The sequence below is a fragment of the Klebsiella pneumoniae complex sp. WS1778 genome (genome assembly GCF_049472055.1).
GTDB classification, from domain to species: domain Bacteria; phylum Pseudomonadota; class Gammaproteobacteria; order Enterobacterales; family Enterobacteriaceae; genus Klebsiella; species Klebsiella quasipneumoniae.
Window position 1 is genome coordinate 51,132 of sequence record NZ_JBKGTJ010000007.1, and the last position, 12,551, is coordinate 63,682.

The 12,551-nt window shown below is 58.2% G+C and carries 11 protein-coding genes; 2 read left to right on the top strand and 9 right to left on the bottom strand.

The genetic code is table 11. The annotated features are described in order from the left end of the window. Window positions 1-48: 48 nt before the first annotated feature. The 5 genes from feoC to greB all read right to left on the bottom strand — a co-directional run bounded on the left by feoC (window position 49) and on the right by greB (window position 6,189). Entirely contained in the window at window positions 49-288 is a 240-nt protein-coding gene (gene feoC / locus ACLEXF_RS22885) for a [Fe-S]-dependent transcriptional repressor FeoC (protein ID WP_004202151.1), read from the bottom strand. A 9-nt stretch (window positions 289-297) separates the two neighbouring features. Then, window positions 298-2,616 carry a Fe(2+) transporter permease subunit FeoB gene (feoB, locus tag ACLEXF_RS22890; RefSeq protein WP_064151027.1) on the bottom strand — a complete coding sequence of 773 codons (2,319 nt, stop codon included), beginning with the start codon at window positions 2,614-2,616 and terminating at the stop codon, window positions 298-300. A 28-nt stretch (window positions 2,617-2,644) separates the two neighbouring features. Continuing rightward, the gene (gene feoA / locus ACLEXF_RS22895) at window positions 2,645-2,872 is read right to left on the bottom strand and encodes a ferrous iron transporter A (RefSeq protein ID WP_004202154.1); all 228 of its coding nucleotides are present in this window, start codon (window positions 2,870-2,872) and stop codon (window positions 2,645-2,647) included. Window positions 2,873-3,284: 412 nt separating this feature from the next. Next, the gene (locus tag ACLEXF_RS22900) at window positions 3,285-5,615 is read right to left on the bottom strand and encodes a Tex family protein (RefSeq protein ID WP_043522596.1); all 2,331 of its coding nucleotides are present in this window, start codon (window positions 5,613-5,615) and stop codon (window positions 3,285-3,287) included. 100 nt (window positions 5,616-5,715) lie between these two features. Further along, window positions 5,716-6,189: a transcription elongation factor GreB gene (gene greB, locus ACLEXF_RS22905; protein ID WP_002920503.1), complete on the bottom strand. Its 474-nt coding sequence runs from the start codon at window positions 6,187-6,189 to the stop codon at window positions 5,716-5,718. Window positions 6,190-6,416: 227 nt separating this feature from the next. On the opposite strand from greB, the gene ompR reads away from it, so the two are divergent. Continuing rightward, the gene (gene ompR / locus ACLEXF_RS22910) at window positions 6,417-7,136 is read left to right on the top strand and encodes a two-component system response regulator OmpR (RefSeq protein ID WP_001157751.1); all 720 of its coding nucleotides are present in this window, start codon (window positions 6,417-6,419) and stop codon (window positions 7,134-7,136) included. Beyond that, window positions 7,133-8,488: a two-component system sensor histidine kinase EnvZ gene (gene envZ / locus ACLEXF_RS22915; RefSeq protein WP_004202158.1), complete on the top strand. Its 1,356-nt coding sequence runs from the start codon at window positions 7,133-7,135 to the stop codon at window positions 8,486-8,488. Before ompR ends, envZ begins: the two co-directional genes overlap by 4 nt. Window positions 8,489-8,565: 77 nt before the next feature. On the opposite strand, the gene pckA is transcribed toward envZ, so the two are convergent. From pckA to yrfG, 4 genes are all read right to left on the bottom strand, one after another. After that, window positions 8,566-10,188, bottom strand: a complete 1,623-nt coding sequence (pckA, locus tag ACLEXF_RS22920) for a phosphoenolpyruvate carboxykinase (ATP) (protein ID WP_004202159.1) — start codon at window positions 10,186-10,188, stop codon at window positions 8,566-8,568. Window positions 10,189-10,547: 359 nt separating this feature from the next. Next, a complete protein-coding gene (gene hslO / locus ACLEXF_RS22925) occupies window positions 10,548-11,432 on the bottom strand; it encodes an Hsp33 family molecular chaperone HslO (protein ID WP_017899960.1) in 885 nt (294 codons plus the stop codon). Between the two features lie 18 nt (window positions 11,433-11,450). Beyond that, on the bottom strand, window positions 11,451-11,852 hold the full coding sequence (gene hslR / locus ACLEXF_RS22930) for a ribosome-associated heat shock protein Hsp15 (RefSeq protein WP_017899959.1): 402 nt from the start codon (window positions 11,850-11,852) through the stop codon (window positions 11,451-11,453). Continuing rightward, complete coding sequence (yrfG, locus tag ACLEXF_RS22935) at window positions 11,849-12,532, bottom strand: GMP/IMP nucleotidase (protein WP_004202162.1); 684 nt, start codon at window positions 12,530-12,532, stop codon at window positions 11,849-11,851. Before yrfG ends, hslR begins: the two co-directional genes overlap by 4 nt. Window positions 12,533-12,551: the final 19 nt, after the last annotated feature.

Genomic DNA, 12,551 nt, shown 5'->3' on the forward strand with positions numbered 1-12,551 from the left:
TGCTGTCACACTCGTTTTACCCCATGGCGCTGGCTGGCCTTACTCCCTTCATCGCAGCGCCCACCACTCCTGCTGGCACGCCGCTTTCCCTTCAGGACAGCTTTTACAGCTGCCGGAGAGGCAGCCCTCGCTCGTTTCGCTGATCCGTACCACCTTGCCCATGGCTTCCATGCGTTCGAGCATGGCGTCAATCAGCGGCTGAGGCGTCCGCAGGCGGGCGCTGAGCTGTTTCGCCTCCATGCGGCCCTGCAGGGCCAGCATATCGCGGACTTCCATTAACGACGCCACCGCTCCTCCTTAGTGGCAATCGCCAGCCGGGCTGGAACAGCAGGAGGTCGGCGTTTTCCGGGTGGCCAGCAGCGAGACGTCAACCCGGCTGCGCGCCCGACGCAGCAGACCGAAGAGCACCACGTTGAACAATACCACCGCCAGGATACACGCCAGGCTGTAGCGCGGATGGTCGCTAAAGCTGACGGTCTGGTAGTAGAGCGTCGAGAGCGAATAGGCGATATTCAGCCCCCACAGAATGGAGAAGGTCATCCAGCCGCGGCTCGATTCGCGGGCGATGGCGCCCATCACCGAGATGCAGGGGATGTAGAGCAGAACGAAGATCAGATAGCTGTAAGCCGCCGCGGCGCTGCCAAATTTACTGCCCATCACGCCCATCGCGCCGGTGGCCATTTCGCCATCGCCTTTGCTGGCTTCGATGGGGTTGGCCAGGACGCTGAGGCTGAAGGTGTCTTTCAGTCCCTGCCATGTCTCGTCGACGGCCGCCAGCAGTTCTTCGCCGAGGCTGAAGGTCTGCGGATTGAACTCCTCGTTCTGGATATCTTCGGCGGTATAGAGGGTGTTCAGCGTACCGACCACCACCTCCTTCGCCATCGCGCCGGTAAACAGGCCCACGGTGGCCTGCCAGTTATCTTCATGCACGCCGATCGGTTTAAACACCGGAGTAATGACCCGGCTCACCGAGGCCAGCGCGGAGTCGTTGATGTTGTCGACGACCTTACCGCTCAGCGAGAAGCTGTTCAGCGCGCTGAGGAAGATGCTGACAATGACGATCACCTTCCCGGCGCGCAGCACAAAGCCTTTCAGGCGCTGCCAGGTCTGGATAATCAGGCTCTTGATATGCGGGACGTGGTACACCGGCAGCTCCATCACGAACGGCGAGGCTTCGCCGCGCATAATGGTGTGCTTCAGCATCAGGCCGGTGAGAATGGCCATCACAATGCCCAGCACGTAGAGCGAGAAGACCGCCAGCGCGCCGTTCTGACCAAAGAACGCGGCCGCGAAGACGGCGAAGATCGCCAGCCGCGCGCCGCAGGACATAAACGGCGCCATCATAATGGTCATCAGACGTTCGCGCGGGGCGTCGAGGGTGCGGGCGCCCATCACCGACGGCACGTTACAGCCGAAACCGACAATCAACGGGACAAAGGATTTTCCCGGCAGGCCGAGGGCTTGCATCAGGCGGTCCATGACAAAGGCGGCGCGCGCCATGTAGCCGGAGTCCTCAAGGAAAGAGAGGAACAGATACATCATGCCGATCTGCGGCACCAGCGGCAGCACGGTGTTGATACCGCCGCCGATCCCCTGGGCGAGGAACACGGTCAGCCAGTCCGGGAAGTGCAGGGTGTAGCCCAGCCATTGAATACCGTGAATAAAGACCGCGACCGAGCCGGCGTCAAAAATCGGCTGCAGCGCGCCGCCGATGTTGATCGCCAGCAGGAACATCAGATACATGACAAAGAGAAAAATCGGCAACCCGAGGAAGCGGTTGAGGATCACCTTGTCCATCGCCGCGGTAAAGCGGCTTGGCTCGGCGGTCAGGGTGTTGCTGACGGCGTCGCAAATGGCGGCGATGGTCTGATAGCGCGCGTCAGCGATATGCAGCGCCGGGTCGTCGATCTCGTCGCTAAGATTCGCCAGGGTGATATCCAGTTTATCGGCGGCGTCGCCGGCATAGGCCCGGCTGTAGATGTCGCCCTCCAGCATCTGCAGACCGAGCCAGCGCCGTTGCTTGACCGGGATCTGCGCTGACATCTGCTGCGCCAGCAGGTCAGCTTCGCGCAGCAGCGGCTGCGGATAATGGACCAGCTCAATATCGCTGTTCGCCTGATGACGGTCGAGGGCAATCTTCAGCGCTTCGATCCCGCGTCCGCGGGTCGAAACCAGCGGAATGACCGGGCAGCCGAGGCGCGCGGCGAGGGCATCGATATCGATACGCACCTGCTGCTTTTCGGCAATATCCAGCATGTTCAGCGCCACGACGCAGGGGATCCCCAGCTCAAGCAGCTGCAGCGTCAAATAGAGGTTTCGCTCGAGGTTGGAGGCGTCGACCACGTTAATCAGCATGTCGGCCTCGCCGCTGAGGATGTAGTGGCAGGCGATCTGCTCGTCCAGCGAGGTCTGCGAAGAGATGGTGGTCAGAGAGTAGGTCCCGGGGAGGTCAACCAGCGTGACCTGGTGGTCAGTGGTGGCGAACACGCCCTCTTTACGCTCAACGGTGACCCCGGCCCAGTTGCCCACGCGCTGGCGGGCGCCGGTCAGTTGATTAAATAAAGTGGTCTTGCCGGAATTAGGATTACCAATTAAACCAACGGTTAATTTTTTCATATTTCAGACTCTTGTGCCGGGCCAGCCGTTATTGTGCAACCGCTTCCAGTTCGATTAAGGCGAGATCTTTTTTGCGTAATACCAGACTGACGCGTCGGGTTTCAATATGAACAGGATCGCCGAGCGGCGCCACGCGCACCACATGAAAAGAGGATCCGGGCAGCATGCCGAGGGAGAGCAATTTCTGACGGTATGCTGGGCTAATATCGCGGGAGAATCCAATGATTTTCCACGCACTATCAGGTGTGAATTGCATAGGGCCTACTTGTCTATCGCTAACCGAAGATGAATTGACCGGGCGTCGGGATGTCACCGCGCCGGATACCATAGCCAACGAAAAAAGAAAAAATCATTCTGAAAGTGATGATAATGAGAATGGTTTTTATCATCAATACATATGATGCGATCAACGCTATTTTTAAAGCGGAAATCACTTTTTTATTGATGTGCCGCAAAATCTGTCTGTGATCGAAAATGCACGAAATATTATTTCGGCGATCTAATGTTTAATTAAGGTTTCTTAAGTTAACGAAATGAAAATATTAATTTCGCTGTCTTCAGGCGTGGAATAAAAACAGGTTATCAGAAACAACTGAACCTGTTTTGCGCGTGATGGCGATGGCCTGGTCATGAAAAAAAAACTGCCCCTGAAAAGGGGCAGGGTGGGATTAGCGTTTTTTACCCATCGCCGCCGCGAGGGCATCCATCATCGCGCTGTTGCCGGCAGGCTGCGCGTCGCGACCGCGAGGTTTGGCGGCTTTCGCGGCCGGGCGGTTGCCCTGCGGGCGATCCTGACCGCCGCCGCGGCGGGCGTTGCTGTCGCCCGGCTGCTCGTCGAGACGCATGGTCAGGGCGATACGCTTACGCGGCAGATCGACTTCCATGACCTTGACCTTCACGATGTCGCCCGCTTTCACCACGGTGTGCGGATCTTCAACAAACTTGTCAGAAAGCGACGAAATGTGGACCAGTCCGTCCTGATGGACGCCGATATCGACAAATGCGCCGAAGTTGGTGACGTTGGTGACGGCCCCTTCCAGAATCATCCCCGGCAGCAGATCGTTCATGGTCTCTACGCCGTCTGCGAACTTCGCTGTCTTAAACTCCGGACGCGGGTCGCGGCCCGGTTTTTCCAGCTCTTTGATGATGTCGGTCACGGTCGGTACGCCGAACTTCTCATCGGTGAAATCCACGGCCTTCAGGTGGCGCAGCGCACTGCTATTGCCCATCAGATCTTTCAGCGCCTGCTGGGTAGCGGCCAGAATGCGTTCGACCACCGGGTAGGCTTCCGGGTGAACGGTGGAGGCATCCAGCGGGTTGTCGCCGTGGTTGATACGCAGGAAGCCGGCGCACTGTTCAAAGGCTTTCGGCCCCAGGCGGCTGACCTTCAGCAGCTGCTGGCGGTTCTGGAACTGGCCGTTCTCGTCGCGCCAGGCGACGATGTTCTGCGCCATCATGCGGGTCAGGCCGGCCACGCGGGTCAGCAGCGGCACGGAGGCGGTGTTCAGGTCAACGCCAACGGCGTTCACGCAGTCTTCCACCACCGCGTCCAGCTTACGCGCCAGCTGGGTCTGGCTGACATCGTGCTGATACTGGCCGACGCCAATGGATTTCGGGTCGATTTTCACCAGCTCGGCCAGGGGATCCTGCAGACGGCGGGCAATGGAGACCGCGCCGCGCAGCGACACGTCGAGGTCAGGGAACTCCTGCGCCGCCAGCTCGGAGGCGGAGTAAACGGAAGCCCCGGCTTCGCTGACGATCACCTTCTGGGCGGTGACCTTCGGGAACTGTTTCTGCACGTCGAGGAAGAAACGCTCGGTTTCACGCGAGGCGGTGCCGTTGCCGATCGCCACCAGCTCGACGTTGTGCTTCTCGCACAGCGCCGCCACGACAACCGCCGCTTTAGCCGCCTGGCCGGTGTGGGGGTAGATGGTATCGGTGGCCACCAGTTTGCCGGTACCGTCAACCACGGCCACTTTCACCCCGGTGCGCAGGCCCGGGTCAAGGCCCATGGTAGCGCGCAGCCCGGCGGGCGCAGCCATCAGCAGGTCGTGCAGGTTGCGGGCGAAGACGTTAATAGCTTCGTCTTCGGCGCGCTCGCGCACGGTACCCATCAGCTCGGTTTCGAGATGCATCAGGACTTTGATCCGCCAGGTCCAACTGACGACGCCTTTACGCCAGCTGTCCGCCGGGGCGTTATTCAGGCGCAGGCCCAGATGGTCGATAATAATCTGCTCGCAGTGGCTCTCTTTCGGCGGCTCGTCAAACTGCGGGTCAGCGTTTAAAGAGAGCTGCAGGACGCCTTCGTTGCGACCGCGGAACATCGCCAGCGCGCGATGCGACGGCACGGTGGCGATCGGTTCATGGTGATCGAAGTAGTCGCGGAATTTGGCGCCTTCCTCTTCTTTGCCGCTGACGACGGTGGAGACCAGGTGGGCGTTTTTCCACAGATAGTCACGGACCTTCGCCAGCAGCGCGGCGTCTTCGGCAAAACGCTCCATCAGGATATAGCGCGCGCCATCCAGCGCCGCTTTGCTGTCGGCCACGCCTTTATCGGCATCAATATATTTTGCGGCTTCCGTTTCCGGATCGTGGGACGGTTCGTTCCACAGCAGGTCAGCCAGCGGCTCCAGCCCCGCTTCGATAGCGATTTGCCCGCGGGTGCGGCGCTTCGGTTTATACGGCAGGTAGAGATCTTCCAGTTCAGTTTTGCTGAGCGTGGTGTTGATGGCTTTTTCCAGCGCGTCGGTCAGTTTGCCCTGTTCAGCGATGGATTTGAGGATCGCCTGACGACGGTCTTCCAGTTCGCGCAGATAGCCGAGGCGGGTTTCCAGATTACGCAGCTGCGTGTCATCCAGACCGCCGGTGACTTCTTTACGATAACGTGCAATAAACGGCACGGTGTTCCCTTCATCAAGCAGGCGAACGGCAGCTTCTACCTGTTCGGCTCTGGCCTGAAGTTCACCCGCAATAATGCGGCAGAGCGAATCATTCATCATGGCTTTTAATTCATCTTTAGGGTCAAAAAACAGGGACTAGTTATACGGACTGACGGCTAAAAATGCCAGTCGCGCCGGGCGTCTCTCGGAAAGTTCTTGTCTATTTAACGTATTCGATCTCATTGACATACCAGCTGGCTTCGCCCGCCGGCGTGTTGACGATGGCCAGATCGCCAACCTCTTTTTTTAACAGTGCGCGCGCCATCGGCGAGTCGATGGAGATATAGTCTTTGCGGCCAAAAATTTCATCGTAACCGACGATGCGAAAGCGCTTGATATCGCCTTCATCGTTTTCAATCTCTACCCAGGCGCCGAAGAAGACTTTGCCCTCCTGCTGTGGGGAGTAATCGACGATCTTTAACTGTTCCAGACATTTGGTCAGATAGCGGACCCGGCGATCGATCTCGCGCAGGCGCTTTTTGTTGTACTGGTAATCCGCGTTCTCGCTGCGGTCGCCGAGGCTGGCGGCCCAGGTCACCTTTTTGGTCACTTCCGGGCGCTCCTGGCGCCACAGGTAGTCCATCTCCTGCTTCAGTTTTTCATATCCCTCGCGGGTGATCAGCGGCGTTTTCATCGTGAGTTCAACCTTCTGACAGTCTGTCGTTGCGCACAATTTGTAGCGCGTAATAATACCGACAGGATAAATACTGTGTCTTATGATTAAATGTATACTTAACCTGCTGTTAAATATGCTTTGTAACAATTTAGCCTGGAATATATACCAGATTTAGCTGGTGAGCGCGCCGGGCTTTTTTGAGAATACGCACTGACTATTGCAGTGAACCTTTGGGAGTACAAACAATGCAAGAGAATTATAAGATTCTGGTTGTGGATGACGACATGCGCCTGCGTGCGCTGCTCGAACGTTATCTGACCGAGCAGGGCTTCCAGGTTCGTAGCGTGGCGAACGCCGAACAGATGGATCGTCTGTTAACCCGCGAATCCTTCCACCTGATGGTGCTGGATCTGATGCTGCCTGGGGAAGATGGTCTCTCGATTTGCCGCCGTCTGCGCAGCCAGAGCAACCCGATGCCGATCATTATGGTGACGGCGAAAGGCGAAGAGGTTGATCGTATCGTGGGCCTGGAGATCGGGGCCGACGACTACATTCCGAAGCCGTTCAACCCGCGTGAACTGCTGGCCCGCATCCGGGCGGTGCTGCGCCGTCAGGCGAACGAGCTGCCGGGCGCGCCGTCGCAGGAAGAGGCGGTTATCGCCTTTGGTAAATTCAAACTGAACCTGGGCACCCGCGAGATGTTCCGTGAAGACGAGCCGATGCCGTTGACCAGCGGCGAGTTTGCGGTCCTGAAGGCGCTGGTAAGCCATCCTCGTGAGCCGCTGTCGCGCGATAAGTTAATGAACCTCGCTCGCGGCCGCGAATACTCTGCGATGGAGCGTTCCATCGACGTACAGATCTCCCGCCTGCGCCGCATGGTGGAAGAGGACCCGGCGCATCCGCGCTATATCCAGACCGTCTGGGGTCTGGGCTACGTCTTCGTCCCGGACGGTTCTAAGGCATGAAACGCGTGCGCTTTTCGCCGCGCAGCTCCTTTGCTCGCACGCTGCTCCTGATCGTCACCTTGCTGTTCGTCAGCCTGGTGACGACCTATCTGGTAGTACTGAATTTCGCGATCCTGCCAAGTCTCCAGCAGTTTAATAAAGTATTGGCCTACGAAGTGCGTATGCTGATGACTGATAAGCTGCAGCTGGAGGATGGCACCCAGCTGGTGGTGCCCCCGGCGTTTCGCCGTGAAATTTATCGCGAGCTGGGGATTTCGCTCTATTCCAATGAAGCGGCGGAAGACGCAGGCCTGCGCTGGGCGCAGCATTATGAATTCTTGAGCCAGCAGATGGCTCATCAGCTTGGCGGCCCCACTGAGGTGCGGGTGGAGGTCAATAAAAGCTCCCCCGTGGTGTGGCTGAAGACCTGGCTGTCGCCCAATATTTGGGTGCGGGTGCCGCTGACCGAGATCCATCAGGGCGACTTCTCGCCGCTGTTCCGCTATACCCTGGCGATCATGCTGCTGGCGATAGGCGGCGCCTGGCTGTTTATCCGTATTCAGAACCGCCCGCTGGTGGATCTGGAGCATGCGGCGCTGCAGGTCGGGCGCGGCATTATTCCGCCGCCGCTGCGCGAGTATGGTGCCTCCGAAGTGCGTTCGGTGACGCGCGCCTTCAACCACATGGCCGCGGGCGTGAAGCAGCTGGCCGACGACCGTACGCTGCTGATGGCCGGGGTCAGCCATGATTTACGGACTCCGCTGACCCGCATTCGTCTGGCCACCGAGATGATGGGCGAGCAGGACGGCTATCTCGCGGAGTCGATCAATAAAGATATCGAAGAGTGCAACGCCATCATCGAGCAGTTTATCGACTATCTGCGCACCGGGCAGGAGATGCCGATGGAGCTGGCGGATCTGAATGCGGTGCTGGGGGAAGTGATCGCTGCGGAGAGCGGCTATGAGCGGGAGATCGCCACCGCCCTGCAGGCCGGCGAAATTCCGGTACGCATGCATCCTCTGTCTATCAAGCGCGCGCTGGCGAATATGGTGGTCAACGCGGCCCGCTATGGCAATGGCTGGATCAAGGTCAGCAGCGGTAGCGAAGCGAGCCGGGCCTGGTTCCAGGTAGAAGATGACGGACCGGGGATTAAACCTGAGCAGCGAGAGCACCTGTTTCAGCCGTTTGTACGCGGCGACAGCGCCCGCAGCACCAGCGGCACCGGGCTGGGGTTGGCGATTGTTCAGCGTATTATCGATAATCACAACGGGCGGCTGGAGATTGGCTCCAGCGAACGCGGCGGGTTACTGATCCGCGCCTGGCTGCCGGTGCACCGGGTACTGGCGCCGATGAAACCGGCCAAAGAGAGCTGATCGCGCCCGCGGTTGGTTGGTCAAAACGTTGCACAATAAAAAGCCGGGCAAGCCCGGCTTTTTCATCTTTGTGCCCGTTAGCGCTGCGGCCCTGCCGCCACCAGCGCGGCGCCCGCTGGCGTATCGGTATACTTCTCAAAGTTCTCAATAAACAGCTTCGCCAGCTGATCGGCTTTTTCCTGCCACTGCTCCGGGGAACCATAGGTGCTGCGCGGATCGAGGATCTGGGGATCCACGCCCGGGAGGGCCGTCGGGATCTGCAGGTTAAACATCGGCAGGGTAAAGGTCTCCGCGTTGTCCAGCGAGCCATTGAGGATGGCGTCGATGATGGCGCGGGTATCTTTAATCGAGATGCGCTTGCCGGTGCCGTTCCAGCCGGTATTGACCAGATAAGCCTGCGCGCCGGCCGCCTGCATGCGTTTGACCAGCACTTCGGCGTACTGTGTCGGGTGCAACGACAGGAAGGCGGCGCCGAAGCAGGCGGAAAAAGTTGGCGTGGGTTCGGTCACGCCGCGCTCGGTGCCGGCCAGTTTGGCGGTAAACCCGGACAGGAAATGGTACTGCGTCTGATCGGCGGTCAGGCGGGAGACCGGCGGCAGTACGCCGAACGCATCGGCCGTCAGGAAGATCACTTTGGTGGCGTGACCCGCTTTGGAGACCGGTTTGACGATATTATCGATATGGTCGATGGGGTAGGAGACGCGGGTGTTTTCGGTCTTTGAGCCGTCATCGAAATCGATTGTCCCGTCGGCGCGCACCACCACGTTTTCCAGCAGGGCGTTGCGGCGAATGGCGTGATAGATATCCGGCTCGGCCGCTTCAGAGAGCTTGATGGTCTTGGCGTAGCAGCCCCCTTCGAAGTTAAACACCCCGTCGTCATCCCAGCCATGTTCGTCATCGCCAATCAGGCGGCGTTTCGGGTCGGTGGAGAGGGTGGTTTTGCCGGTGCCTGAGAGGCCGAAGAAAATGGCGACATCGCCTTTCTCGCCCACGTTGGCAGAACAGTGCATGGAGGCGATGCCCTTCAGCGGCAGCAGGTAGTTCATGATCGAGAACATCCCTTTCTTCATCTCGCCGCCGTACCAGGTGCCGCCGATCAACTGAATGCGCTCGGTGAGGTTGAAAGCGATGAAGTTTTCCGAGTTCAGGCCCTGCTCTTTCCACTGCGGGTTGGTGCACTTCGCGCCGTTCATCACGATGAAGTCGGGCGTGAATTCCGCCAGCTCTTCGTCGCTCGGGCGGATGAACATGTTTTTAACGAAGTGCGCCTGCCAGGCCACTTCGGTAATGAAACGTACGCTGAGACGGGTATCGGCGTTAGCGCCGCAGAAGGCGTCGACGATAAACAGGCGTTTACCGGACAGCTGCTGTGTTACCAGCCCTTTCAGATGCTGCCAGGTTTCCTGCGAAAGCGGCTTGTTGTCGTTTTTACCCTTGCCTTTATCGGACCACCAGACGGTATCGCGGGTGGTGTCGTCGCGCACGAGGTACTTATCTTTCGGAGAACGACCGGTAAAAATGCCCGTGTCGACGGCGATAGCACCGAGACTGGTTAATACGCCACGTTCGTAGCCTTCCAGGTTGGGGTCGAGCTCTTCCTGAAACAACATGTCGTAGCTGGGATTGTGGACGATATCCTGAACGTCATTGATACCATAAGCCTTGAGATCCTGCGGGGTTAAACCATGATTAACGCGCATGTCACTGCTCCTTAGCCAAGATGTACTGCTGTAAATTGTAGGGTTTATTACCGGGTATTGACCGCGACCAGGCTCATAGATTTACGTATCTCGACATTCTTCAGAATGACGAAAAAAACGGTGACTCCTGTCACGAAGTGAAGTGGATTATCTCAGGAAATGGCTGGATGGTGGGGTTAGATGTTTCTCAATGGTTAAAAAGTAATTAAAAAAACTACTGAAATGTGAATGTAATCGCTTTCCTGGAATAAAATTACGTAACTCTTTCAGCGAAAATCGATTCAACTCGTGAATAAATAAAAGTCAGACACCGGGCGACAAACCACATCGCCGCCCGGTGCCTGCAAAAGAGGTGAGGATTAATGGACCTGCGGATCGGCCGGAGAGGCGTTATTACGGATCTCGGCGATGTCCATGGCGTTGAAGATATAGTGGTTACCGCAGTAGTCGCAGTGCATATCAATCTCGCCTTCGTCGGCAAGGATGCTATCTATCTCTTCGTCCGGCAGGGTTTTCAGCGCGCCGGCGCAGCGTTCGCGGGAGCAGGTGCACTTGAACTCCACGCTCTGCGGATCGTAGACCGTGACTTCTTCTTCATGGTACAGACGCCACAGCACATCGTTCGCCGGTAGGGTGAACAGCTCTTCCGCCTTGATGGTCTCGGTGAGCGTCGCCAGGTGCTCAAAGTCGGCAGTCTGGGCATCCTGCGCCGGCATCACCTGCAGCAGCATCCCGCCCGCCATCGGCTGACCTTCATGTTCGCCGGTGCGGATAATAAGGCGCGTCGGCAGCTGCTCTGAACGCTGGAAGTAATCTTCCAGGCAGGCGGCCAGCGTATCGCCTTCCAGACCGACCACGCCCTGATAACGCTCACCCTCTTCCGGGGAGATGGTGATGACCAGATAGCCGTTGCCGACCATCGCTTTCAGATCCGCATCGTCCGCAATCTCGCCCTGCACGCGCGCGACGCCGCGCAGCTGCTGCTGGTTATTGCCGTTGATGACCGCCAGCTGTAAAGGCCCATCGCCCTGCAGCTGCACGGTGATGTCGCCGGCAAATTTCAGCGTTGCAGTCAGCAGGCTGGTGGCGACCAGCAGCTCCGCCAGCACCGTTTTCACCGGCTGGGGATAAGTGTGATTTGCCAGAATCTGTTCCAGGGTTTCCGACACCGTCACCAGCTCGCCGCGCACGGCATAGTTTTCAAACAGATAACGATGTAATTGATCGTGTTGAGTCATAATCATCTCTCTTTCTGGCGCGAGTTACTCACTCTCGCCGTGTTTAAATCTCATCAGGTCGCGGCGCTCTTTCTTGTCCGGACGTCTGTCAGGGTGCGGCATGGTCAGGGCGTTCATTTTGCGCGCCAGGGCCATTTTTTCACGCTTCTCGATACTCTCAGCCGTCTCTTCATACAGGGTGACGGCTTCGCTTGCCGGGCGGCGCTGTTCGGTGATACCGACGATGCGCACCGTCCGCTCGTCGTTGCCCTGACGCAGCGTTAGCATGGCGTCTAGTTCGACGATTTTCCCAGGCTTGCTGCGTTGTCCGTTGTAATGCACCTTGCCGCCTTCAATCATCTCTCGCGCCAGCGCGCGGGTCTTGTAAAAGCGGGCGGCCCAAAGCCATTTGTCCAGTCTGACGGTTTCGGTAGGCTTCTCTTTCATCGCCTCTCCTTCGGGGTAAGCGAAGGGATCAGTCGTCGGTAATCATTCAGCCCCGGATGGCGCAGATACTGCTTTTCCGCCAGCCCGGAGTCGGGATTGGTAATGCCCAGGCAGTAACGAATGCCAAACTCCCTCGCGGCATCCAGAATTGCCTCGCTGTCGTCGACAAACAGCGTTTTATGCGCCTCAAGGCCGGTTTCCTCCGCCACGGCGCGCCACAGACGCTGATCCTCTTTCGGATAACCAAATGTGTGGGTGGAAAGTAATAAATCAAGGTGCGCATCCAGGCCGGTGTGTTTGAGTTTCACCGCCAGATTGTGGGGATGGGCATTGGTCAACAGAATACGTCGCTTACCGCTGGCCTTGAGCGCATCAAGGAACGGCACGGTATCCTCACGCAGCGTGGCGCGCGGACCCTGTTCGCTGGTCATCGCACAAATATCCAAACCCAGGCGCTCGCTCCAGTAATCCAGACAGTACCAGTTTAGCGTATGCTGCACGGCGTGATACTCCTGGTGCATGGCCTCTTTCGCCTGTTGCAGATTGAGGCCGCGGGCGGCCCCCCAGGTTTCCGGCACCAGCGTTTGCCAGAAATAGTTGTCGAAAGCCAGATCCAGGAGCGTGCCGTCCATATCCAGCAGAACGGTATCGACCTCCTGCCAGGCGATATCAAAATGCATGATGACTCTCCAGCGAGCG

Bases quoted from the DNA above. Each gene is read 5' to 3' on its own strand.
- feoB (WP_064151027.1), bottom strand. From the start codon at position 2,616: ATGAAAAAATTAACCGTTGGTTTAATTGGTAATCCTAATTCCGGCAAG.
- feoA (WP_004202154.1), bottom strand. From the start codon at position 2,872: ATGCAATTCACACCTGATAGTGCGTGGAAAATCATTGGATTCTCCCGC.
- ACLEXF_RS22900 (WP_043522596.1), bottom strand. From the start codon at position 5,615: ATGATGAATGATTCGCTCTGCCGCATTATTGCGGGTGAACTTCAGGCC.
- greB (WP_002920503.1), bottom strand. From the start codon at position 6,189: ATGAAAACGCCGCTGATCACCCGCGAGGGATATGAAAAACTGAAGCAG.
- ompR (WP_001157751.1), top strand. From the start codon at position 6,417: ATGCAAGAGAATTATAAGATTCTGGTTGTGGATGACGACATGCGCCTG.
- envZ (WP_004202158.1), top strand. From the start codon at position 7,133: ATGAAACGCGTGCGCTTTTCGCCGCGCAGCTCCTTTGCTCGCACGCTG.
- pckA (WP_004202159.1), bottom strand. From the start codon at position 10,188: ATGCGCGTTAATCATGGTTTAACCCCGCAGGATCTCAAGGCTTATGGT.
- hslO (WP_017899960.1), bottom strand. From the start codon at position 11,432: ATGATTATGACTCAACACGATCAATTACATCGTTATCTGTTTGAAAAC.
- hslR (WP_017899959.1), bottom strand. From the start codon at position 11,852: ATGAAAGAGAAGCCTACCGAAACCGTCAGACTGGACAAATGGCTTTGG.
- yrfG (WP_004202162.1), bottom strand. From the start codon at position 12,532: ATGCATTTTGATATCGCCTGGCAGGAGGTCGATACCGTTCTGCTGGAT.